At 55.7% G+C, this 22,078-nt stretch carries 21 protein-coding genes and 1 riboswitch; of the genes, 18 read left to right on the plus strand and 3 right to left on the minus strand.

The annotated features are described in order from the left end of the window. Positions 1 to 29: 29 nt before the first annotated feature. A complete protein-coding gene (locus LNA76_RS07700; RefSeq protein ID WP_009461028.1) occupies positions 30 to 239 on the minus strand; it encodes a cold-shock protein in 210 nt (69 codons plus the stop codon). Between the two features lie 384 nt (positions 240 to 623). Here LNA76_RS07700 and LNA76_RS07705 point away from each other — a divergent pair, with 384 nt between their 5' ends. From LNA76_RS07705 to LNA76_RS07770, 14 genes are all read left to right on the plus strand, one after another. Next, positions 624 to 1,952, plus strand: coding sequence for an FAD-dependent oxidoreductase (locus LNA76_RS07705; protein ID WP_108727230.1), 1,329 nt, complete (start codon positions 624 to 626; stop codon positions 1,950 to 1,952). After that, positions 1,939 to 2,442 carry a thiosulfate oxidation carrier protein SoxY gene (locus LNA76_RS07710; protein ID WP_094196180.1) on the plus strand — a complete coding sequence of 168 codons (504 nt, stop codon included), beginning with the start codon at positions 1,939 to 1,941 and terminating at the stop codon, positions 2,440 to 2,442. Before LNA76_RS07705 ends, LNA76_RS07710 begins: the two co-directional genes overlap by 14 nt. A gap of 13 nt (positions 2,443 to 2,455) precedes the next feature. Beyond that, complete coding sequence (soxZ, locus tag LNA76_RS07715; protein ID WP_094196179.1) at positions 2,456 to 2,782, plus strand: thiosulfate oxidation carrier complex protein SoxZ; 327 nt, start codon at positions 2,456 to 2,458, stop codon at positions 2,780 to 2,782. 164 nt (positions 2,783 to 2,946) lie between these two features. Continuing rightward, positions 2,947 to 3,300, plus strand: a complete 354-nt coding sequence (locus tag LNA76_RS07720; protein WP_094198305.1) for a c-type cytochrome — start codon at positions 2,947 to 2,949, stop codon at positions 3,298 to 3,300. Between the two features lie 2 nt (positions 3,301 to 3,302). Continuing rightward, positions 3,303 to 4,598 carry an NAD(P)/FAD-dependent oxidoreductase gene (locus LNA76_RS07725; RefSeq protein WP_230018668.1) on the plus strand — a complete coding sequence of 432 codons (1,296 nt, stop codon included), beginning with the start codon at positions 3,303 to 3,305 and terminating at the stop codon, positions 4,596 to 4,598. Between the two features lie 33 nt (positions 4,599 to 4,631). Continuing rightward, complete coding sequence (locus tag LNA76_RS07730) at positions 4,632 to 5,639, plus strand: YeeE/YedE family protein (protein ID WP_230018669.1); 1,008 nt, start codon at positions 4,632 to 4,634, stop codon at positions 5,637 to 5,639. Between the two features lie 96 nt (positions 5,640 to 5,735). Then, the gene (locus LNA76_RS07735) at positions 5,736 to 6,218 is read left to right on the plus strand and encodes an isochorismatase family protein (protein WP_094196178.1); all 483 of its coding nucleotides are present in this window, start codon (positions 5,736 to 5,738) and stop codon (positions 6,216 to 6,218) included. A 298-nt stretch (positions 6,219 to 6,516) separates the two neighbouring features. Then, positions 6,517 to 7,878: an SLC13 family permease gene (locus tag LNA76_RS07740; protein WP_230018670.1), complete on the plus strand. Its 1,362-nt coding sequence runs from the start codon at positions 6,517 to 6,519 to the stop codon at positions 7,876 to 7,878. Positions 7,879 to 8,014: 136 nt separating this feature from the next. Then, positions 8,015 to 8,662 (plus strand): hypothetical protein, encoded by a 648-nt coding sequence (locus LNA76_RS07745; protein ID WP_125277617.1) that lies wholly within the window; start codon positions 8,015 to 8,017, stop codon positions 8,660 to 8,662. 470 nt (positions 8,663 to 9,132) lie between these two features. Continuing rightward, on the plus strand, positions 9,133 to 10,794 hold the full coding sequence (locus tag LNA76_RS07750) for a PepSY-associated TM helix domain-containing protein (RefSeq protein WP_230018671.1): 1,662 nt from the start codon (positions 9,133 to 9,135) through the stop codon (positions 10,792 to 10,794). Beyond that, positions 10,791 to 11,087 carry a DUF3649 domain-containing protein gene (locus LNA76_RS07755; protein ID WP_108727225.1) on the plus strand — a complete coding sequence of 99 codons (297 nt, stop codon included), beginning with the start codon at positions 10,791 to 10,793 and terminating at the stop codon, positions 11,085 to 11,087. The genes LNA76_RS07750 and LNA76_RS07755 overlap by 4 nt, the downstream gene beginning before the upstream one ends. Then, positions 11,084 to 11,932 (plus strand): DUF3325 domain-containing protein, encoded by an 849-nt coding sequence (locus LNA76_RS07760; protein WP_230018673.1) that lies wholly within the window; start codon positions 11,084 to 11,086, stop codon positions 11,930 to 11,932. The genes LNA76_RS07755 and LNA76_RS07760 overlap by 4 nt, the downstream gene beginning before the upstream one ends. 523 nt (positions 11,933 to 12,455) lie before the next feature. Then, positions 12,456 to 13,154: an aquaporin Z gene (gene aqpZ / locus LNA76_RS07765; RefSeq protein WP_094196172.1), complete on the plus strand. Its 699-nt coding sequence runs from the start codon at positions 12,456 to 12,458 to the stop codon at positions 13,152 to 13,154. A 228-nt stretch (positions 13,155 to 13,382) separates the two neighbouring features. Further along, a riboswitch (glycine riboswitch) is annotated at positions 13,383 to 13,472 on the plus strand. A gap of 378 nt (positions 13,473 to 13,850) precedes the next feature. Beyond that, the gene (locus LNA76_RS07770) at positions 13,851 to 15,257 is read left to right on the plus strand and encodes an amino acid permease (RefSeq protein WP_094196171.1); all 1,407 of its coding nucleotides are present in this window, start codon (positions 13,851 to 13,853) and stop codon (positions 15,255 to 15,257) included. Between the two features lie 79 nt (positions 15,258 to 15,336). Here LNA76_RS07770 and LNA76_RS07775 read toward each other — a convergent pair whose 3' ends face one another. After that, the gene (locus LNA76_RS07775) at positions 15,337 to 16,380 is read right to left on the minus strand and encodes a mechanosensitive ion channel family protein (protein ID WP_269467007.1); all 1,044 of its coding nucleotides are present in this window, start codon (positions 16,378 to 16,380) and stop codon (positions 15,337 to 15,339) included. 146 nt (positions 16,381 to 16,526) lie between these two features. On the opposite strand from LNA76_RS07775, the gene LNA76_RS07780 reads away from it, so the two are divergent. The 4 genes from LNA76_RS07780 (at position 16,527) to LNA76_RS07795 (ending at position 20,702) form a co-directional block, all read left to right on the plus strand. Beyond that, entirely contained in the window at positions 16,527 to 17,027 is a 501-nt protein-coding gene (locus tag LNA76_RS07780; protein ID WP_230018674.1) for a TRAP transporter small permease subunit, read from the plus strand. After that, positions 17,017 to 18,339 carry a TRAP transporter large permease gene (locus LNA76_RS07785; RefSeq protein WP_094196169.1) on the plus strand — a complete coding sequence of 441 codons (1,323 nt, stop codon included), beginning with the start codon at positions 17,017 to 17,019 and terminating at the stop codon, positions 18,337 to 18,339. The genes LNA76_RS07780 and LNA76_RS07785 overlap by 11 nt, the downstream gene beginning before the upstream one ends. Before the next feature lie 17 nt (positions 18,340 to 18,356). After that, on the plus strand, positions 18,357 to 19,457 hold the full coding sequence (gene dctP, locus LNA76_RS07790) for a TRAP transporter substrate-binding protein DctP (protein ID WP_094196168.1): 1,101 nt from the start codon (positions 18,357 to 18,359) through the stop codon (positions 19,455 to 19,457). A gap of 87 nt (positions 19,458 to 19,544) precedes the next feature. Continuing rightward, a complete protein-coding gene (locus LNA76_RS07795) occupies positions 19,545 to 20,702 on the plus strand; it encodes an iron-containing alcohol dehydrogenase (RefSeq protein WP_230018675.1) in 1,158 nt (385 codons plus the stop codon). A 164-nt stretch (positions 20,703 to 20,866) separates the two neighbouring features. On the opposite strand, the gene LNA76_RS07800 is transcribed toward LNA76_RS07795, so the two are convergent. Further along, on the minus strand, positions 20,867 to 22,051 hold the full coding sequence (locus tag LNA76_RS07800) for a cytochrome-c peroxidase (protein ID WP_108727222.1): 1,185 nt from the start codon (positions 22,049 to 22,051) through the stop codon (positions 20,867 to 20,869). Positions 22,052 to 22,078 lie beyond the last annotated feature (27 nt).

Consider the following 22,078-nt stretch of genomic DNA (forward strand, 5'->3'; position numbering starts at 1 on the left):
GGTGCTTGCCTGTTCAGGCAAGCCCATCATCAAAGAATTTGGATTTTAGTTGCGCATGGGCCTTTTTGGCCTGCACCTTCGATGAAGGAAACGCGTTGGTTCTCTTCCAGAGTTTTGAACCCGGTTCCCTGAATTTCACTGTGGTGTGCGAAGAGATCCTTGCCGCCGTTCTCCGGCACGATGAATCCGAAGCCTTTTTCGCTGTTGAACCACTTCACAATACCAATTTCTGTCTTCAAAATAAGTCCTAAATGTAATAACGAACAGAGAAAATAATTTTCCCTCCCAGAACTATCCTCTGATTTTGTCCACAAAGATAGCTCCGTTACTTTTAAATCCAAAAAATCCGGCTTTTCTGTTGTTTCCTGAGCGTTTTTAAGCGTTAACCCTTACCCACAAACCAGCGTAGCCGGCCCTTGGGCAGCCTGCCTTGATGACCCGCCCCTCCCCTGAATAAGCACCGCCGCTGCGCCGCTCCTGACCGGTGTTTGACTCCCGTTCCAGCGGCATCGCCCGGCAAAAAACCCCACGCATCCCCAGCACTCTTGGCTATACTGGCTCGCACAAAGCGGTCCACTTATCCTGATTGACGTGTGTCATGTCATGATCACGAGGAACATACAATGAATCGTAGAAACTTCCTGCTGGCCACCCCAGCCGCCGCACTTGGAACGCTGGTTCTGCCCTCCACCAGCCTCTCTGCCCCCGCCATCATCACCAACACCAGCCAAATCCTGCCACGCCACACCAAAGGCCCGCGCATTGTCATTTGTGGCGGCGGTTGGGGTGGCATGACAGCTGCCAAATACCTGTCCAAACTGGTGCCGCAGGCGCAAGTGGTACTGATCGAGCGCAACCCCACGTTCTGGTCCGGCCCCATGAGTAACAAGTGGCTGATTGACATCGTCAACACCGACTTTCTGAACCACGACATGCTGGCGCCGTCCATCAAGTACGGTTACAGCCTGGTGCACGCCGAAGTCACCGCCATCGAACGCGACAAGAAAACCGTGCGCACCACCCAGGGCGCGCTGGAATACGATTACCTGATCCTGTCGGGCGGCATACGCAATGCCTACGATGCCTGGTTCGGCAATGACACCTACGCGGCAGAATACACACGCCAACACTTCCCCAATGCCTACATCCCGAATGCCGAGATGTTTGCCTTAAAGAACAAGCTCAAAGCCTTCAAGGGTGGCACCATTGTGATGACGCTGCCCCCGCCGCCCCATCGCTGCCCGCCCTCACCCTACGAACGGGCCTGTTTGATGGCCTGGCATATCAAGACCAACAAGATTCCGGGCAAGATCATTATTCTGGATCCCAAACCCACCATCGCCCCCATTGGCGAAGGCTACCGCGCGGCCTTCCAGGAGTTGTATCCGGACATCATCACCCACGTGCCCAATGCCCGAGTGCGAGAGGTTGATCCCTTCAAGAAACACATCAAAACCACCGCCGGCGACTTTGATTTTGACGACGCCGTGCTGATGCCCCCGCACCAGGCCGCCGATATGGTCTGGAATGCAGGTTTGGTCGGCACGGGGCCTGACGGCAAACCCACAGGCTGGGCCAATATTGACCCACGCCTGTTCACCGCCCGTGACGACGACCATGTTTACGTGGTCGGGGACTCCATGGGCTTTATTTCCGACCAGTTCGGCCACTATCCCAAGAGCGCCCACGTGGCGCACGCGGTGGCCAAGATCGTTTCCCAGAATCTGGCCGAACGTATCGCGGGCAAGGAAGTGGTACCCGTCCTACCCGACAACCTGTGCTACATGATGGTCAACGGGGATCCGCAAGAGGAAATCTCGGTCAAGTTTGAATACGAACTGGACGCAAGCGGCAAGGTTCTGCAAACGCAGATTGATATGGATGTCCGTACCCCCGACCTTGTTCAAGAAGACTTCCAGTGGATCCAGAGCCGTTTCAATGACTTCCTCTAAACTTCCTTCCCGTTTTGTCCGCCGCCGCCAGCTTTTGCTGGGCAGTGCGGCCGGGCTGGGCGCCGCCTGGCTACCCATCAATTTGCATGCGCAAGTCGCCTTTGATCAATTGCTGAAACCAGCCACTGCGGCCCAGGTGCAAGCCATTGTGGACGAGTTCCTGAAAGGCGCCAGCCCAGAAGAAAAAGGCATGAAGCTGGAGATGCCCGCTCTGGGCGACAACCCCGCCGCTGTGCCGGTCAAAGTGGTGCTGGACTTGCCAGCAAGCGACGATGTGTACTGCCAGGAGCTGATTATTCTGGCCCAGGGCAACCCGCACCCGCTGGCCTGCCGTTTCAACTTCACGGCCCTGGCCGGAACAACGGAAGTTGCCGTTCGCCTGCGCCTGATTGAAACCCAAACCATCCGCGCCCTGGCTCGCTTGAACGATGGCCGTGTCCTAAGCGCCCAGCATCACATTACCGTGACGGCTGGCGGTTGCGGCATGTAAACAAGGGGTACTCATGAGTAAACCACGTATCTGGATCAGCAATGCCACGCCCAAGGCGGGCGAAATGGTGCGCGTGCGCGCCCTGGTCGAACACCGCATGGAAAGTGGCCTGCGCTTAAGTAAAGACGGCCAGGTTGTGCCACGCAACATCATCCACGAATTCAAGGCCACCTTGAACGGCGAGCCCTTGTTCAACTGGTTTCCAGAAACAGCGATCTCCCAAAACCCGTACATTGAATTCACCTTTGTCGCGCGGCACTCCGGGGCACTGGAAATGAGCTGGACGGACGATCAAGGCGCCGTCATTACGGGCCAGACTGCGCTGAGCATCAGCGGCTGACTGCGGGCCACTTGCTGCCAGACGCCCTGACCTGCCCCATTCAGCGCCCCTACCGGGCGCTGAGTTCATAACAGCGCTCTATATAGTCATACAGGGGGGGCTTAACGGTAATGCTACGCTGGCGTCCTTTCCTACAACGAAGCACATTGACAAGAAGCATGCCCATGTCCCTCTCTCTGGTAGGTCGTCTCCTTATTGCCCCCGCCTTGTTAGCGGCCAGCAGCGCCGCCGCGCCGGCCTGGGCCAGTTCCACACTGGACATCAAAACGGTGGCCAGCTCCTGTGCGAACTGTCACGGCCCAGATGGGCGTTCCACAACCCTCATTCCTTCGTTGGCAGGCCGTCCCGAAGCCACCTTGCTGGAACAGTTGCGCGCCTTTGCCTCGGACACACCCCCAGCGGGCACCACCATCATGAGTCGTCTGGTCAAAGGCTACCAGGACGCAGACCTGGAGGCCCTGGCACGTCATTTCTCTGAAATCCCTTCTACCCCACGCAGCGTTGCGCAAGGACGTTAAGCATGAGCACCCCCTTGAACTCCTCTCGTCGCCAATGGCTGAGCCGTGTCGGTAAAACCAGTGTGGCTGGCCTGGCCCTGAGCACTTTGCCTGTGTACGCACGCAGCAGTTCGGCCCATGTGATTGTGGTCGGTGGCGGCTTTGGCGGTGCAACGGCTGCCCGCTACTTGAAGCGCGGTGATCCATCCCTGAAAGTGACCTTGATTGAACCGGCCACCACTTTCTACACCTGCCCTTTCACCAATCTGTATCTGGCCGGCTTGCGCCGTTTTGAACAGCAAGGCCACGGCTTTGATGATTTGCGCGCCGCCGGGATTGAGGTCATTCACGACCTGGCCACCGCCGTCGACTCCCAAGCCAAGACCGTGACCCTGGCCAAGGGCCAGAAGCTGTCTTACGACAAGCTGCTGCTCTCGCCCGGCATTGATTTTCGCTGGAACACGCTGGAAGGCTATGACCAGGCCGCCTCCTTGCTGGCCCCGCACGCCTGGAAAGCGGGCGATCAAACCCGTTTGCTGAAAAGCCAGCTCGATGCCATGCCCAATGGCGGCACCTTCATTATGGTGGCCCCCGAAAATCCCTTCCGCTGCCCGCCCGGCCCGTACGAGCGCGCCAGCATGGTGGCTCACTACTTCAAACAGCACAAACCCAAATCCAAGATTCTGATTCTGGATGCCAAAGACGGCTTTTCCAAACAAGGCCTGTTCCAGGACGGCTGGAAACAAGTCTATGGCGACATGATCGAATGGGTGCCCTTTTCCAAAGACGGCAAAGTCGCCCGCGTGGATGCCGTCAAACTAAGCGTAGAGACCGAGTTTGGCGAAATCCACAAGGCCGATGTGCTGAACGTCATCCCACCTCAAAAAGCCGGAGCCATTGCCGAGCAGGCCGGGGTCACCAACGCCAGTGGCTGGGTGCCCATTGACCCGCATACCTTCGAGTCCGAGCAGGTCAAGGACATCTATGTGGTGGGCGATGCCACCATTGCCTCGCCCATGCCCAAGTCGGGTTTCTCGGCCAATACACAGGCCAAGCTGGCAGCGGCTTCCATCATTAATACCTTAAGCGGCAAGCCTGCGCCCCAGGCTACGCTGAGCAATACCTGCTACAGTCTGATCGCCCCCGACTATGGCATTTCCGTGGGGCACTTGTACGCCTTTGCCGATGACAAGCTGGCTGAAGCGTCCGGCGGGGTCAGCCCCAAAGAAGCCAGCCCGGCCTTCCGTAAACAGGAAGCCCAGTATGGCGAGGCCTGGTATGCCGCGATCAGTCGCGACATCTGGGGCACCAAAGGCTAAGTGGTTCTAACCCGGTCCTAATAAGCAGCGCACATGATGAATACAGAATTTGTACTGTGGGTCAGCTTGGCCATTGGCCTGCTCTTTGGCATTAGCGGCCAGCTCAGTGGTTTTTGCTTTTATCGTGGCTTGACCGAGCGCTGGTCCGGGCGCAGCGGCTACAAGCTTCAGGGCTTTGCCCTGGCGCTGGCCGTGGCCCTGGCCGGGGCACAACTGGCCGCAGGCTATGGCCTGATCAGTCTGGACAAGGCCCTGTATCTGAATCCTACTTTTTCCTGGCTGCTGGTGCCACTTGGGGGTGTGCTATTTGGTGCAGGCATGACCCTGGCCAATGGCTGTGGCGCCCGTGCTCTGGTCCTGTTAGGACAAGGCAATCTGCGCTCTTTTGTCGTACTGCTTTGTTTAGGCATCACCGCCTACATCACCTTGACAGGCCTGCTGGCGCCGCTGCGCATCAGCGTGGCCCAAGCCACCAGCGTCACCCTGCCTGCGGTCACCCTGTCTGAAGGTCCCATCCGATCTATTGTGATTGCCCTTATCGTCGCCGCCCTGATCGCTTTTGCCTTGCGGCGCCGACAGGACGGCCTACGCTTGAATGATCTGCTGGCCGGAGCATTGATAGGACTGCTGATTGTGGCCGGCTGGCTGACCACGGGCTGGCTGGGCGATGATCCCTTCGAACCCTTGCCCGTCAGCTCGCTAAGCTTTGTCGCCCCGATTGGTGAAAGCATTCAATACGCCATGATCTCCACCGGCATGAGCCCACGCTTCACCATCCTGATCGTGGTGGGTGTGGTGGTCGGTTCCTTGCTAAGCGCCCTGCTGCGTCGCCACTGGAAACTGGAAGGTTTTGAGTCGCCCCGCCACATTCTGCGCTCCATGGCAGGCGGAGCCTTAATGGGTGTAGGCGGCGTGCTGGCCCTGGGCTGCACCATCGGCCAGGGTTTAAGCGGCCTGTCCACCTTGTCGGCCACCTCCTTGCTGGCGGTGCTCGGCATTATCGTCGGCGCACGCCTGACCTGGACCCGCCCAACAGCCTGACTCCGTGTTTCAATAAGGGCTTGATTGACGGCCCTTCAGACTGCCCAGGCCACCTCCGTCTGGCATCGCTGATGCGCTCTTATTGAGACTCCCGCAATGCGACAGATCCTGCTTGTTGTCGATGTGCAAAGCTGCTTTTCGCCACCTCCGTGGCTAATTGAAGGCATTAACGCCCTGAGCACCCGCCTGCCTTGCGCAGCCTTGATTGAACTGCACGACGAGTCGCAAACGCCCTTTTCCAGCCAGTTGGGTTGGTGTCCGCCGCGCAGTGATCGTTGTCTGGTCGATGCCAAGCAAATCTTCATCAAACATGGCTACGCCCCTAGCCCGGCGGCGATGGAGTATTTGCAGCAATGTCAGGCTGATCGCATTCTGGTCTGCGGCATTCAAACCGATACCTGCGTGCTGGCCGCAGGCTTTGCCTTGTTTGATGCGGGGCTGCACCCTACTCTGATTACGGATCTGACGGTCGGCTCGTCCCTGGATCGCTCCAGCGAGCTGGGTATCAAGCTGTGGAAACATCACTTCGGGCGCACAATTCACAGCAGCGAACTGTTGGCTGAACTGGACCAGCCATAAACAGCTCGCTTTCACAGCCTGCGCCTCTTCACACCCATCTGATCCCCCCTTCTGTCTACCCTAGCCACAACGCCCCTCACTCGATTCCCAACTCCTGTTGCCCCACTTCCTGAAAACCGCGCCTGCTCCGTGCAAGTACAAGAGCGTGCTAGATGAAAGCTCAACCATCGCGTCCCTGACTAATCATTACGTTTAGCGTAATCATTCAACCATGGGCTTTATTGATAGCCCCATACCGCCACTGATAGGGTCGTTTCCAGAAACCTGCAAAAGGTTCACTTACAAGGAGACGAGATATATGCATTGGCTATCCATTGCCGTATTAGGAGGCATGTTCGTACTGGCAACTGTCTTACCCATCAATATGGGGCTGATTGCTTTTGTAGGCGCTTTTCTGGTGGGTACGCTAGTGGCGGGCATGGGCGCCAAGGAAATCATGGGCGGCTTTCCGGCTGACCTGTTTCTGACCCTGGCCGGTATTACCTATTTGTTCGCGCTGGCTCAAAACAATGGCACGATCAACTGGCTGGTCAGCATGGCTGTGCGAGCCGTGCGTGGCCGCATCGCCGCCATTCCCTGGATCATGTTCCTGATCACGGCCGCATTGACCGCTGTCGGTGCCGTCAGCCCAGCCGCCGTTGCCATCATTGCCCCGATTGCGCTGGGCTTTGCTCGCCAGTACGGCATCAACCCGCTCTTGATGGGTTTGCTGGTGATTCATGGCGCCCAAGGGGGCGGCTTCTCCCCGATCAGTATTTATGGCGGCATCACCAACCGTGTGGTCAGCGCCGCCGGTTTGCCCTTGAATGAAATGGCCACCATGATGGCCAGCCTGGGCATCAACCTGGCCGTGTCTATTTTGCTGTTCGTGTGGATGGGTGGTTTGAAGCTGATGCGTCAGAAAGTGGACTTAAGTTCAGCAGACGTAAATGTTGCCCGCGTGGCCCATGGCTCGGGTGGCCCGCAAGTATTCGGCGATGCCGAAGCCGAAGCCTTGGGCGAAGAGCGCAAGACCGCCCGAAAAAGTCCCGATGCCCTGGTCGAAGCCGGCAATGGTGCCAGCGAGGCCCCGCACTGGTATCGCGTCTTGACCCTGGCAGGCCTGTTTATCCTGGCCGTTCTGACCTTGTTTTTCAAACAGGATATTGGCTTTACCTCGATCACCATCGGTCTGGTACTGACCTTGATGGCCCCCAATCTGCAAAAACGCGCGCTGGGCCAAGTGTCCTGGCCTGAAATCATGCTGATTGTGGGTGTCAGCACCTATGTGGGCGTGATGGAATCCATGGGCACGATTGATTTTGTTGGCCATCGCGTTGCCCAACTGACCTCTCCCTTGATGGCGGCCTTGCTGCTGCTTTTTGTGGGTGCGGTCGTGTCGGCTTTCGCCTCTTCCACCGCCGTGCTGGGTTCGCTGATTCCACTGGCCGTGCCCTTTTTGCAAGGCGATGGCGGCGTGGGGCCGGTGGGCTTTATTGCAGCCATGGCCGTATCCTCCACCATTGTGGACGTCAGCCCCTTCTCCACCAACGGCGCACTGGTACTGGCCAATGCTCAGGGAGTGTCGCGTGATGCCTTCTTCCGTCAGCTTTTACTGTACGGTGCTGCCGTCACGGTTATTGCCCCAGTCGTCGTCTGGCTGCTGTTTGTGGTGCTCTAAAAACACCTGAGCAAACAGAAAAGTACGGCGGGCCCCGATACCTTGGTAGCCGGGGCCTGTTTAATGGAAATTCTTACCGCATCCATGGGCAGTTCAGGTATAAAGACTCGATCCATTTTCAAGCGAGCCGCACAACATGAGCCTGACAGCAGAATGTGACGACTACTTCAAACAAGTCGAACAAGGCCTGTATGCCGAGCGCTTCGATCAGGAAGTAAACTTGCTCCCCTTCGTTCAGGCCCAAGCCTTCAGCGAACAGTTCAGCGGCCACCCCACGCTGGACGCCCTGGGCGGTCTGATTCTGGACGATCCCGATACCAGCAGTCACCATGTCTGGGTCTGCGAATCCCCACTGGCCGGGCAGGTGTTTTACCTATCCCACGACGACGACAGCCGCATTGTATTCCCGTCTTTGTCAGCCTTTCTGACGGCAGCCCAACAGGCGCTGGAACGGTCTTGTTGCTTGAGTGAGCTGCATCCATCACACACACCCTTGTGTCCTGATCAAACGGGCTTGAGCAATTTCATCACCCATTTGTGCGGGAACGATGAACATGAAGAAATCGCTATCCCGCTCATTCCCAGCCTGGACTTGCAAGACTTTCCTTTGCTAAGAAGGCTGGCCAGCGCCGACAACTTCTTTTTAAGCGAAGTCTTGGCGCAGGAAATCAAAAAACGGCCTCGGGCCGATTTGCTGACCATTGCCGAACTATGCAGTGCCCATCCTCATCCGCAAGCTGCAAAAGCGGGGGTGGCCGCTTTACGTGCGATTAAAGCGCTATAAGCCATAAGATTGGGTAGTAGGGGGGTTATGCCTGCAAAGCCTATTCCCTTCTGCCCCTCCCCGGCGGTCAGTCCTCAGCCTAAGGTACGTCAGCCTGGAGCCGACAAGGTTTATTCCCTTCCAAGTCCCACCAGGCCCCCCTCAACTGCACCCTCCCCCCTATGAGAAACGCCAAAACAGCTATGGCGTCGCATTGATTTCTGAATAAAACCTTGAATCCTGGCAAATTCTCACACCGTAATGAGAATGATTGCTATTATTTTGCCGTTGTTTTAAGCCTGATGCCCTCTTTCCTTCTCTGTCACCCGCTTTTCGCGTCCTGAAAAACGCGGCTTGCGTGACGAGTGCAGCGTCCAAGAAGAGCGGATTCCATCCGTCACCCGCAGCGGCCAGGCAAGCACGGCTTTTCTCAGTTTTCCAGTTATCAATCCAGCACCCGGAGACGGTGCTGAAGTAGGAGGCGCGTCAGCGTGAAAGAGTCATTTCGCCAATGTATGGCATGGCTGCATACCTGGGTCGGTCTGGTAGTGGGCTGGATCCTGTTTTTCGTCTTCGTCACGGGCACGGCAGGCTATGTAGACGATGAAATCACCCGCTGGATGGAGCCCGAGCGTCCCTTGCCCATGCAAGTTCTACCCGAGCAATCCAGCCAGATGCTGGATCAGGCCCTGACGCAGCTACAAACACATGCCCCGGCAGACTCCAAAGCCTGGATCATTACCCTGCCGCATCAAGCCCTGAACCCACGTGCCACGCACGGACTGTCCATTGCCTGGGAAGAAATGTCCCAACCTGGTCAGCGTGGCCGTCGCGGGGGCGAGGAACTGGACCCGGTCACCGGCCAGATTCAACCAGAAACAGAACCCCGCGCCACCGCTGGTGGCACGGGTCTGTATCGCATGCACTATGCGCTGCACTACATGCCGTACCCCGTCGCTATCTGGCTGGTCGGTATCTGCACCATGCTGATGCTGTTGGCCGTCATGACGGGCGTGGTGACACACAAAAAGATCTTTACCGACTTTTTCACCTTCAGACCCGGCAAGGGACAACGCTCCTGGCTGGACGCACACAATATCGTCAGCGTGATGTCCCTGCCCTTTTTCCTGATGATTACCTACACGGGCCTGATCTTTTTCATGTCCTTCTATATGCCGACCGGACGAGAGATCATGTACGGCGCAACAGAGGAAGGACGACAGGCTTACTTCCAGGATATTCGCCAGCAAAAACATGACTTCCTGCCCGTCAGCATGCCGCAGGCTCCGTTAAGCGCGATGATGCACAGCGCTGAACAAACCTGGGGCAAGAACAGCATTGCCTCGGTACACATTACGCATCCGGCAGATAGCCAAGCTTATGTAGAACTGCGCCGCACCGGCGTGACGGGCGTGTACTGGACCCGTGCCGAAACCCTGCGCTTTAACGCCATCGATGGCAGCGCCATGAAGCCGGACAACACGAGCAATATCACGGGGGACACACACCGCGTGCTGCTGGCCTTGCACGAAGGCGCATTTGCCGAATGGTGGTTGCGCTGGCTGTACTTTATTTCTGGTTTGCTGGGCTGCGCCGTTATTGGAACGGGCCTGGTGCTGTGGACCGTAAAACGCCGCACCCATCATCAAAAGCGCCTGTCCAAAGCCACCGCGCTGAGCGTATCCGAGCGCTTTGATGCGGCGGGCCTGCGTCTGGTGGAAATCCTGAATGCCGGAACCCTGGCCGGTTTGCCGCTAGGTCTGGCCGCCTACTTCTGGGCCAACCGCCTCTTGCCGGTCACTATGGCCGACCGCGCCGCCTGGGAATTTCATGCGCTGTTTCTGGTCTGGGGCTGGTCCTTCCTGTATGCCTGCTGGCGACCCTTGAAGCGCGCCTGGCTGGAACTGCTCTACCTGACAGCCGCCGCCTATGGCCTGATTCCCGTCCTGAACCTGCTGACGACCGACCGCCATCTGGGCGTTACCGTCACCCATGGCGACTGGGGGCTGGCAGGCTTTGACCTGAGCATGCTTGGCCTGGCCGCCATCTTTATCTATATCGCCATAAAAATGAAACGTAAATGGCACATTGCCAGCCTGTCTAAAAAAACCGCAACCCCTGCCAACTTGCATACTGCGGGAGTGAACGGATGAGTGGACTGACTCCTCGTTACCGCCTGCAAGTGTTGTCGCGCATCGTGGCCGCCACGGTGGGTGGCTACGCCTTGGCAGACGCCGCCACCGTATTGCTGACCTTGCTCTGGCCTTTGCCCAGAGCCCAGGCTGTCCTGGCGGCCAATATGTTGAGCTTTGTCTGGTACACCATCGCCGTCATGTGGGTGTTCAGTACCAAAAGTGCCACTCGCGCCTGGTTGGGCATGGTGCTGCCTACCGCTTTGATCGCCTTGCTCTGCTTTCTGGTGATGCCGGAAGGAGGGCTGCCATGAGCAATACCAGCCTGTGGCTAAATCTGGCCGTATTTATCAGCAGTCTGGCGGGCTTTATCTGCCTGGCCTTGGCCAGCGATCGCCAGGGTGAATTTCTGCTGCATCGCGCGCCTCGCAAGCAGGAAAGGCGGATCTTTCGTTTAATCGGCTGGCCTTTTCTGGCCGTGGCTTGGCTCTTGTGCTGGCAAGGCTGGGGCTGGAGCATCGGCACGGTTGCCTGGCTGGGCTGGCTAACCATGGCCGGCGCGGGACTGACCTTTTACCTGCCCTGGTGGCCTTGGCAGGAAAAGAAACCTGTGCGGGCCAAACCTGCGCCAGTTGCGAAGGCAGCGCCTAAAGCGGCTGGAATAGGTAACACTGAATCGGCATCACGCATGTCTACACGTAGCCTGGTCTTGGCCAGCAGCCTTCTGGCCATCCCTGCTGCCTTCGTGATTTATCTGACGCAGCAAGGCCCGCAGCCTGTCTTTGGCAACAATGCCCTGCAAAGTCAGATTGGTCCGTGGTCGTTTGCACTGGCTGAAACGAATGACCAAGCCCCTATCAGCGGGCCCACCGGCGCACATCGCAAAGCGTTCCAGATTCGCTTTTGCCAAGCCTGCGACCCGCATATACGCCGCGCCTATCTGCAAGTCAGCAAGCCCGAGCCTATGCCTACACCCCGTCAGGCGTTTAACAGCACACGCTGGACACGATCGGTAGAAATTGCTATCCCGCCCAATAGTGAGGTTGAGCATCAACTATGGCTAACTGTAGAAGCCAAGAATGGAGAAATCTACCATCAGGCTTTTGATTTCCACCAGGTATCACCCGTGACAGCGGCTTTCATTGAGCAAATGCCGTAAGCGTGACCTAAACCGAAAGGGCCAAGCATCTTGGCCCTTTTTTTATTTCTACTCAATTCAGATTTTCCACTGATCCTCATTAGTCACTGCTTAAAAATCAAAACACATCAAGAAAACATAAAACCAATAAAGACGTCAGAATAAATACGTCCCAAAATCCGCCCCCTCAATTACTGAAAATCTAAACTCGTAAACAAAGCATCAAATAACTACTTATATAAACAACTTTCCCTGTTTCACCTTTATTTCGCACCCCTGATTTTTACATTTCATTCAAAGAAAATAAAAATTAGTCCACAAATTACTTATAACGCCATCCCAAAAAGCAGCAATTCTTCGCAATTCCAACAAAACCCTGCATCTGACACAAACTGCCACCTTAAGCACATTTCTCACATTTACTATAAAAAAACACCACCCTCAACAAAGGAAAACTTTTGACAGTTGTTTTCCTTTCCTTCAGTGGGTGAACCGTGCTTATCGCTAGAATGCTGCCGTGTTACATCACTAACAGGGCCATATCATGTCTTTAATTAAACGATGCACCGCAGAAACGCTGGGCACTTTCTGGCTGGTCTTTGGGGGCTGCGGAAGTGCGATCTTTGCCGCTGCCTATCCTGAACTGGGAATTGGTTTTGCCGGAGTAGCCTTGGCCTTTGGCCTGACCTTGCTGACCATGTGCTATGCCATTGGCAATATCTCTGGTTGCCACATCAATCCGGCTGTCACGCTGGGGCTGGTCGCTGGCGGACGCTTCCCCGCTCGTGACGCTATTCCCTACATCCTTGCCCAAGTTATCGGCGGCCTGCTGGCCGGCGGCGTTCTGTACCTGATCGCCAGCGGCAAAGCCGGCTTTGATCCCGTGGCAGGCTTTGCCTCCAACGGCTTTGGCGAGCACTCGCCAGGCAATTACAGCCGCAACGCGGCCCTGATCGCAGAAATTGTGCTGACCGCCTTCTTCCTGTTCATCATCATGGGTGCGACTCACAAGCGTGGTCACGCTGGCCTGGCCGGTGTGGCGATTGGTCTGGCGCTGACCTTGATTCACCTGATCAGCATCCCCATCACCAACACCTCCGTGAACCCTGCCCGTTCCACCGGCGTGGCCTTTTTCCAAGGCACCTGGGCCATGGAACAGTTGTGGCTGTTCTGGGTGGCCCCCTTGATTGGTGGTGTTATCGGCGCCTTGGTGTATCGCTTTTTACATGCCAACGACGAGTAAGCAACACTGACATCGGCATGCAGAACTAAAGAGCCGCATCGTCTGGAGCAAGGCAACCAGCCCGATTCAAGACAATGCGGCTCTGTGCAAAGGACGCATCCTTGGTGACGTCACGGCAAAATGCCCAGCACAAACCTCGCCGATAAACAAGAACCATTCTCATCAATCGCCTACAGGTTAACGATAGTAGTCATCGCTTTTTACCTGTCTATACAATAGCGACGTCAATAACGGTTCAGGTGAGAGTCTTCACCTTGATGAAGCGCCGACGGAGCAACGACCCCGGAATCTCTCAGGCAAAAGAATCTTGAACCCTTGACGTTCTGGAGAGAGGCACATCAGTGCCCACCGAAGGGGACCGTCGCCCGCCGATGGATAAGCTCTCAGGTAAACGGACAGAGGGGGTACAAAGGCCATATGGTCTTTGTCCACCTATTTGTCCGGAGCCTATTTATGAGCAGATAGTCAGGCGCCTTGTCTGACCGCCTGGCACACCACCCCTTTATTCCCATTTTTATTCGCACGCAGGTCTGTTTTGGCATTTCATGTCGTCAGAACAAGGAGGACTGCTGTGCGCTCCCTACTTTATGTAGATCGGCATCAAGAAAACCGTTCTTGAGGACGGGTTGTGCCCATTGTTTTCTCGCAGCACAGTCATAATTACGCATTTGAACGAAAAAAAACTAGGAGTACAGTGTGTCTCAGCAACATTCATCTGGACTGCAACGCTCGTTGAAAAACCGGCATCTGCAACTGATAGCCATTGGAGGCGCTATCGGTACCGGGCTATTTATGGGATCAGGCCGCACCATTAGTCTGGCCGGACCCTCGGTCTTGTTTACCTACATGATCATCGGCTTCTTTTTATTTTTTGTTATGCGGGCAATGGGAGAATTGCTCCTGCATAACCTGGAATACAAATCTTTTGTGGATTTTTCCGCCGATATTCTCGGGCCCACCATGGGCTACTTTCTAGGCTGGAGTTACTGGTTCTGCTGGGTAGTTATTGGCATTGCCGATATTGTCGCCATTACCGGCTATACCCAATTCTGGTGGCCGGATATTCCGCTCTGGCTGCCCGGTCTGGCTTGCATTGCCTTTTTGCTGATCTTTAACCTGCTGTCGGCCAAACTGTTTGGCGAGCTCGAGTTCTGGTTTGCCCTGGTCAAGATCATTGCCATCGTGGCACTGATTGGTGTGGGCGCGTACCTGCTGTTTACCGGCTTTGTGGGCCCAACCGGCGAAAAAGCCAGCCTGACCCATTTATGGGATCGCGGCGGGATGTTCCCCAATGGTTTGAATGGTTTCTTTGCCGCTTTCCAGATCGCCATCTTTGCTTTTGTGGGTATCGAACTGGTGGGTACCGCCTCGGCTGAAACGGCTGACCCTGCCAAGAACCTGCCCAAAGCCATCAACAAGATTCCGGTTCGCGTGATTGTGTTTTACGTGTTGGCCCTGACCGCCATCATGACCGTCACCCCTTGGGATATTGTCGCGCCCAACAAGAGTCCGTTTGTAAATATGTTCTTGCTGATTGGCGTAGGTGCAGCAGCGGCCATCATCAACTTTGTGGTGCTGACCTCGGCCCTGTCGTCCGCCAATAGCGGCATGTTCTCCACGGGTCGCATGTTGTACGGTCTGTCCAAGAACAAGCTGGCTCCCGAAGCCTTCAGCCAACTGTCGCGTAACGGTACTCCCCGCAATGGTCTGATCTATTCTTGCGCCCTTTTGCTGTCCAGCCTGTTCCTGCTATACGCAGAAGGCGATGTGATGCGTGTGTTCACAATTGTGACCACCGTGGCCAGCATCTGCTTTATCTTTGTCTGGGCCGTGATCCTGATCACCTACCTGAAGTACCGCCGGGTTCGTCCTGAGGCACACGCTGCATCAAGCTACAAAATGCCCTTTGCCATTCCCATGTGCTATCTGACTCTGGTGTTCTTTGCCTTTGCGCTGTACCTGTTCAGCCAGGAAGAAGAAACCCTGATCGGCCTGATTGCCACACCTTTCTGGTTCCTGGCTCTGCTTATTTGCCTGCCTTTCTACAAGAAACGCATGAAACAAGATCTGGCCCTGAGTCTGGCGACGCAAAGCGTACGCTAAACCAAGCAGGACACAGCACAGTGCGCCCCCGCACTGTGCTGCCACCACCGGGACTGGCCGTACTGCTGGACCTGTGTGTTTACTCGGTCCGGGCTGCCCCTTCTGGCTCGCCCCCCTTCGCCACATACAAAGTCTGACTGGGGAAGGCAAAATCGGCACCGTGCTGCTGCACAATATCAATAATCTTCAAATACACATCCTGCTGAATGCCCAACCACTCGGCCCACTGAGTTGTTTTGGTAAAGCAATACACCATGATGTTCAGTGATGAGTCTGCAAAGGCATTGAAATAGACCAGCGTCGTCTGTGTCTGATCAATATCAGGGTGTTGAGCCAGCATCTGGCCAATATCATCCACAATACCGCGCAGCTTGCCGGCATCCTCATACCGTAACCCCACCTCGGTATTGATCCGCCTATTCGTCATGCGCCCCGGGTTTTCCACACTGATGGAAGAAAACAAGGAGTTGGGCACATAAAGCGGCCGTTTATCAAACGTCATGATCTTGGTCAGGCGCCAACCAATCTCAACCACCGTCCCTTCAATATTGCGATCAGGCGAACGTATCCAGTCGCCAATCTTGAACTGACGATCAAAGTACAACATGGCACCGGAGAAGACATTGCTCAAAATATCCTTGCCTGCCATACCGATCGCAATGCCGCCGATACCGCCAAAGGCCAACAGTCCGGACATACTTAATCCGAAGTGCTCGCCAAAAAACAGCAACATGAGAACAAATGCGCCGAACTTCAACACCCGTGCAATCAGGCGTGCCGAGGTCGGATCCCCCCCTTTGCTCAGTTGCGTTTTCTCCAGACGGTTGATCAACAGCGATAGCGTATGCATCAACACCGCCGCTGCCGTCAGCACAGCCACAAAATCGACCATGCGCGGTGTCACCAACGTCACGTGGTAATCGGCAATAGCCATGTTTACGTACTGGCGGGCAACCGCAATGGCGCCGTACAACAAGCCCAACTGCACGATTTGCGCGATGACATTGTGCGACCACTTGCGCCGACGATGTCTCATAAAAGCCAGAATAAATGCCGCCAGCAAGCAGGCCAGAAAGATCCCCATACCTGTCAGGTATTTGATCAACAAGGTGTGATCCTGCACTTTTCCTCCAATTGCGCCGTCCTTGGCCAAGCGATTATAACGAGTTAGGTTTACGTAAGGGTAAACCCACGTTGTGACAGGGCTTGCCTTGCTCATAGACTAAACCGTCAGTCTGAAACAATAACAATTCGCGCCAAAGGAAAACGATGGTTTTAAAGGCTATTGACTCACTCAATGAATTCATCGGCAAAATCCTCTCATTTATCGCCATTATTTTTGCCACCATTATTATTTATGAAGTGTTCATGCGATATGTGCTCAATCAGCCTACCCGATGGACATTTGATGCCACCAAACAGCTCTACGGTTTTTACTTTTTGATGTTGGGCGCCTATGCCCTCAAGCATCAATCTCATGTCCGCGTTGACCTGCTGATCCAAAAGTTTTCCCCTGCCGCTCGCAAATGGACTGAGCTTGCGGGCTACCTCATTTTCTTCTTCCCCTTCGCCTGGGTATTTCTGACTCGCAGCTATGAGTTTGCCATGCGTTCTTTGGCCCAAGGTGAAACGACCTACGGCGCCGTTCAACTGCCCGTTTACCCACTGAAGATTTCCATGGTGGTGGCTGCCGCCCTGTTGCTGATTCAAGGTATTGCCGAGGTAATCCGTCTGCTGACCCAAAAGGAGCCCGGCCATCATGACGCCTGAGTTGATTGCACTGCTGATGGGTGGCCTGCTGTTGCTGGGCCTATTCATGGGCCATCCCTTGGCTTTCGTTCTGGGTGGAACAGCCGTTATTGGTACGCTCATTGCCGGCAAACCCATGGTCTTGGGCATTGTCGTCAACCGCATCTATGGCGATGTTCTGGACAACTACACGCTGATCGCCATTCCCTTGTTCATCTTGATGGCCCGCTTTCTGTCTGACTCGGAAGTCACGGACAAGATGTTCGAGGCCCTGCGACTTTTAATGTCGCGGGTGCGCGGTGGCCTGGCACTTGCCGTTGTTTTTCTCTCCATTTTGCTGGCGGCGACCACCGGCATTATCGGCGCCTCTATCACCGTCACCGGCATGATGGCATTACGCCCCATGCTGAAATATGGCTATTGCCCCAAGCTGACCACCGGCGTGATCGCCGCCTCGGGGTGCCTGGGCATTTTGATCCCACCGTCCATCATGCTGATCCTGATGGCCAGCTACTCACCGCTGTCCATTGGCGAGCTGTTTGCAGGCGCCCTGATTCCAGGCGTGCTACTGGGTTTGCTCTATGCCGCCTGGGTCGTCTTTATTGCCTGGCGACACCCCGAACGGGCCCCGTCCGTCGAGCCGGAAGAACAGATCTCAAAACCGGCCCTGATCAAAATGTTACTCCTGGAAGCCGTCCCGCCTATTTTCCTGATTCTGGGTATTTTGGGCTCGATGCTAGCGGGTATTGCAACGGCCACAGAGGCATCAGCCATCGGGGTCTTGCTGTCCTTGCTGATCGTCATTTTCCGCGGCAAATTCCAGTGGCGCACCTTCTTTAATGCCCTGTATGAAACGGGTCGCACCTCAGCCATGATCCTGTTCATTGTGGTCGGTGCCACGGCGTTTACCGGAGTGTTCAACATTACGGGCGGACTGGGTGCGGTCCAGGACATCATGCGCGGCCTGGATATGGAGCCCTGGCTGCTGATCGTGGTGATGCTGCTGATTGTCTTTATCCTGGGCTGTTTCCTGGACTGGACGGGTATTGTGCTGCTGTCCTTCCCCATTCTGTTGCCCATCGTTCAGGAAATGGGAGTCAGCCTGCTGTGGTTTGTTGTTTTGGTTGCTGTTGTGTTGCAAACCTCATTCCTGACCCCTCCTTTTGGATACGCCCTGTTTTATCTGCGTGCCATTACCCCTCCCTCAGTCAAAACTACGGAAATTATTACGGGGGTTATTCCGTTTATTTTCCTGGTCATTCTCATGTGTATATTGATAGCCATTTTCCCCAATCTGGTCACATGGCTACCACACGTGCTGTACGGCAGTTAATACAACTAGGAGACACCATGAAGCCAACAAAAAAGATACTCACCGCACTGACCACAGCCGCTCTGCTCAGCATGACAGGCCTTAGCCAGGCAGCCCCTCAAAAATGGACAATGACCAGCACCTGGCCCGCCTCCATCGAATTAGTGGAGATGGACAAAAAGTGGGTCGAGCTTGCCAATAAGCTGGTCGGCGACGAGCTGAAAATTGAATTTTTTGAAGGCGGCTCTCTTGTCCCAACCGGTGAGGTCTTTAGCGCGGTAGAGTCCGGCACCATTCAGGCCGGTGCCGACTGGCCCGGCTATTGGGCAGGCCGTAACCCAGCCTTCTCCCCGCTGGCCACGCACTCGAGCTTGTTCAATGCCATTGACTATGCCAACTGGATCAAAGAATGGGGCGGTGCAGAGCTCTATAACGAGATTTACGGTAAATACGGCATGGTCTATCTGCCCTATGCCATTACCAATAATGAGTCGGGCTTTCGCACCAACACCCCCATTCGTAACCTGGAAGAGCTAAAAGGCAAGCGCCTGCGCTTATCCGGTCTGGAACAAGGTCAGGTGCTGGAGAAAATCGGTGGCACCCAGGTATCGATGGCCGGCCAGGAGCTGTATCAATCGCTGGAGCGCGGCGTGATTGACGGCGCCGAGTTCTCGACGCCCAACGTGGATGTCTCGGCGGGCCTGCATCAAGTCACCAAGCACTGGTCCACACCTGGCTGGCATCAATCTGCCTCTGTATTTGGCGTCATGATCAATAAAGCGGCCTGGGATGCCTTGAGCGACACCACCAAAGAAAAGCTGAAGATTGCCGCCGACGCAACCATGATGTGGTCCATTGCCTTTACCGAGAAACGAGCCACCGAAGGTTTGCGCACTTTCCAAAAAGCGGGTGTTCAAATCCACCGCATGGATGACGAAAGTCTGAAAACCATTCAGCAGGTAACCAACGAGGTCATGATTTCCGTGGCCTGCAGCAACCCCGATGCCGCCAAAGTCTATGCCAGCCAGATCGAATACCTGCAAGACTACAAAGACTGGCGCGAGACCTCCATGCCCTTTAATCTGGGACGCCCCATTGACGGCCCGGACCTGGAAAAAATCAAGGCCTGCATGAAGTAAGAGCCTGCTCGTTCATGAGTCAGAAAACGATAGTGGTTCGCCACTATCGTTTTTTAACTCGCCAGACCCCGCAACAATGAGACCGTCATGAGTTTGATCTCTTTACCCGGCAGCTTACTGATTGGTGGTGGTGTTCTAGAGCAACTACCCGATTTGCTGCGCTCGATGCACTGCCAGAAAGCGCTTCTCATTACCGACCCCACCATGGTCTCGTTAGGCCATCCACAGCGGGTCCAGACTTTGCTGGCCCAGCACAACATACACTGCGATATCTTTTCCGAGACTGTCCCCGAACCCACCGCCGCCTCGATTCAGGCCGGTGTCGTTCAAGCCAGCAGCGACACGTACGATGTCTTGATTGCCTTGGGCGGTGGCAGCCCGATTGATAGCGCCAAAGCCATTTCCGTTCTGAGCCGTCATGGCGGTACGATCCGAGACTACGCCGTTCCAGCCCACGTCACCCGCAAAGGGCTTGCTCTGATTGCCATCCCCACTACGGCCGGCACCGGCTCTGAGTTCACCCGTTTCACCATCATTACCGACGAACAAAACGACGAAAAGCTACTGTGCACTGGCCCGGCCTTTGTACCGGACGCGGCGCTGATCGACTATGAGTTGACTCTGACAGTCCCGCCGCGCACGACTGCCGACACCGGCATTGACGCCATGACACACGCTATCGAAGCGTATGTCAGTCGCAAGGCCAATGCCTACAGTGACAGCCAGGCCTTGGCGGCAATGAACCTGATCGGTCCCAACCTGGAGCGAGTCTACCAGGACGGTCAAAACCGTCCTGCCCGTGAAGCCATGATGCTTGGAGCGAGCCTGGCAGGTGTTGCCTTTTCTGCCGCTTCAGTGGCACTGGTGCATGGTATGAGCCGCCCCATCGGCGCCTTCTTTCATGTTCCGCATGGTCTGTCCAATGCCATCCTACTACCGACGGTCACGGCCTTCTCCATCCCGGCAGCCCCTGAACGCTATGCACAATGTGCCCGAGCCTTAGGGTTCGCTGCACCTGAGGATAACGACACCCTGGCCAATCAAAAACTGCTGAGCACATTACATCAACTTAACCAGAACTTGCAGGTTCCCAGCCTACGTGCCCTCGGTATTGAGCAATCACATTTTGACTCTCTACGCCCAACCATGGCCCAACAAGCCCTGGCTTCAGGATCACCCAACAATAACCCCCGGCTTGCGTCTCAAGAAGAGATTGAGGCCCTGTATGCTCAACTCTGGACCTAAGCGGCCTTCAAGAACAGTCGTGTCTTGGCCCACTCCTGCTCGTCGCAACGAAAATAAAAAATAAACCCCAAATCAAAAAACGTGGGGTTCATCAGCAATCTGGATCGTGGTAAACACGATCGTTTTTTTTGTGCCCGCCAGTCAGGTTTGGCCTGCTTTGATCACTACAAGACCTCCAGAAAAGCACGTAAAGCCTGGATTTCCTCGTCACTCAAGTTCAGCTCCCGGATCCGTTCAGACTTACGCGGCACCAATGGACCGGTTTCTTTAGGGTCCGGGCCCATTGCCGCATCGTACATACGCAGCAGACCGTCCAGACTGGGGAACAAACCATTGTGCATCCAGGGACCGGCCTTGGCGACATTACGCAAACTGGGAGTGCGGAACAAGCCCAGATCAGCGGGGTCTCGGCTCCACTCGAACCGCCCCAGATCCTGCAAACGACGTCCATAAAAAGACAGGCCAATATTGTGAAAACCGTTGTCCGTCAACATGGGGCCGTTATGACAGTTCATGCAACGCGCCTTGGTACGAAACAGATGCAGGCCGATCAGCTCCTGATCATTCAAAGCGGCCATATCTCCGGCGATAAAGTCATCAAAGCGCGTTGCTGCCGGACGGAGGGTGACTACATAAGCGGCCAAGGCTCGGGCCAATCGCGCGGCGTCGATGGGATTGGATGAGGATGCGCCAAAGGCTTGTTGAAATGCCTGTCTATAGTCCTCTGACTCCTGCAAACGCGGCATCAAGTCACTCAAGGCATGGTTCATTTCCAGCGGATTTTCAATAGGGCCAACAACTTGCTCCTGCAAGGTGTTGGCACGGCCATCCCAGAACAAAGCTTTGGCAAACGGCGCAGCAAACAAGGGCGGAGTACGGCGCTTGCCCATCAAGCCGTCCTCCCCGACGGCGGAGGCTTTGCCATCGGTAAAGGACTTGTCCGGCTGATGACAGGACGCACAAGAAATCTGCTTTTTGCGGGACAGTTGCTTATCAAAAAATAACCGGGCACCCAAGGAGACAATCTGTGTGTTCCTGGCATCCTCTGCCGCCTGGGGCTGGGCGCTGGAGCCCGGCCCCGGCACGGGCCCCCACTCTTGCCAGGGCTGCCCCGGATCAATAGTGGGTGCAGGCCATTGAGCGGGGACATTTTTATAGAGGATGCGTAGACACTCGGCCTCCAGCCTGTCCTTAGCTCCACAGGATTGCTCTGTTATCTCCGACGCGGAAGGCCCCGTAGTGAGCACAGGAGCAGAAGCTAAACCTGAGCCAAGCTTCTGCTCCGCTCCTGTCTCCACTCCCCCCGCCGCGCAAGCGGCTCCTGGCAGCACGGTTGCCAGTGCCACCATCAGCAAACTTGCGCCTGCTCGCCCCCC

Source organism: Alcaligenes sp. MMA (genome assembly GCF_020907215.1).
GTDB classification, from domain to species: domain Bacteria; phylum Pseudomonadota; class Gammaproteobacteria; order Burkholderiales; family Burkholderiaceae_B; genus Alcaligenes; species Alcaligenes aquatilis.

What these genes read in the sequence shown, in the direction of transcription:
- LNA76_RS07755 (WP_108727225.1), top strand. Translation starts at nt 10,791, where the DNA reads ATGAGTGGACTGACTCCTCGTTACCGCCTGCAAGTGTTGTCGCGCATC.
- soxZ (WP_094196179.1), top strand. Translation starts at nt 2,456, where the DNA reads ATGAGTAAACCACGTATCTGGATCAGCAATGCCACGCCCAAGGCGGGC.
- LNA76_RS07705 (WP_108727230.1), top strand. Translation starts at nt 624, where the DNA reads ATGAATCGTAGAAACTTCCTGCTGGCCACCCCAGCCGCCGCACTTGGA.
- LNA76_RS07740 (WP_230018670.1), top strand. Translation starts at nt 6,517, where the DNA reads ATGCATTGGCTATCCATTGCCGTATTAGGAGGCATGTTCGTACTGGCA.
- LNA76_RS07725 (WP_230018668.1), top strand. Translation starts at nt 3,303, where the DNA reads ATGAGCACCCCCTTGAACTCCTCTCGTCGCCAATGGCTGAGCCGTGTC.
- LNA76_RS07780 (WP_230018674.1), top strand. Translation starts at nt 16,527, where the DNA reads ATGGTTTTAAAGGCTATTGACTCACTCAATGAATTCATCGGCAAAATC.
- aqpZ (WP_094196172.1), top strand. Translation starts at nt 12,456, where the DNA reads ATGTCTTTAATTAAACGATGCACCGCAGAAACGCTGGGCACTTTCTGG.
- LNA76_RS07760 (WP_230018673.1), top strand. Translation starts at nt 11,084, where the DNA reads ATGAGCAATACCAGCCTGTGGCTAAATCTGGCCGTATTTATCAGCAGT.
- dctP (WP_094196168.1), top strand. Translation starts at nt 18,357, where the DNA reads ATGAAGCCAACAAAAAAGATACTCACCGCACTGACCACAGCCGCTCTG.
- LNA76_RS07795 (WP_230018675.1), top strand. Translation starts at nt 19,545, where the DNA reads ATGAGTTTGATCTCTTTACCCGGCAGCTTACTGATTGGTGGTGGTGTT.
- LNA76_RS07800 (WP_108727222.1), bottom strand. Translation starts at nt 22,051, where the DNA reads ATGGTGGCACTGGCAACCGTGCTGCCAGGAGCCGCTTGCGCGGCGGGG.
- LNA76_RS07745 (WP_125277617.1), top strand. Translation starts at nt 8,015, where the DNA reads ATGAGCCTGACAGCAGAATGTGACGACTACTTCAAACAAGTCGAACAA.
- LNA76_RS07735 (WP_094196178.1), top strand. Translation starts at nt 5,736, where the DNA reads ATGCGACAGATCCTGCTTGTTGTCGATGTGCAAAGCTGCTTTTCGCCA.
- LNA76_RS07730 (WP_230018669.1), top strand. Translation starts at nt 4,632, where the DNA reads ATGATGAATACAGAATTTGTACTGTGGGTCAGCTTGGCCATTGGCCTG.
- LNA76_RS07710 (WP_094196180.1), top strand. Translation starts at nt 1,939, where the DNA reads ATGACTTCCTCTAAACTTCCTTCCCGTTTTGTCCGCCGCCGCCAGCTT.
- LNA76_RS07720 (WP_094198305.1), top strand. Translation starts at nt 2,947, where the DNA reads ATGTCCCTCTCTCTGGTAGGTCGTCTCCTTATTGCCCCCGCCTTGTTA.
- LNA76_RS07785 (WP_094196169.1), top strand. Translation starts at nt 17,017, where the DNA reads ATGACGCCTGAGTTGATTGCACTGCTGATGGGTGGCCTGCTGTTGCTG.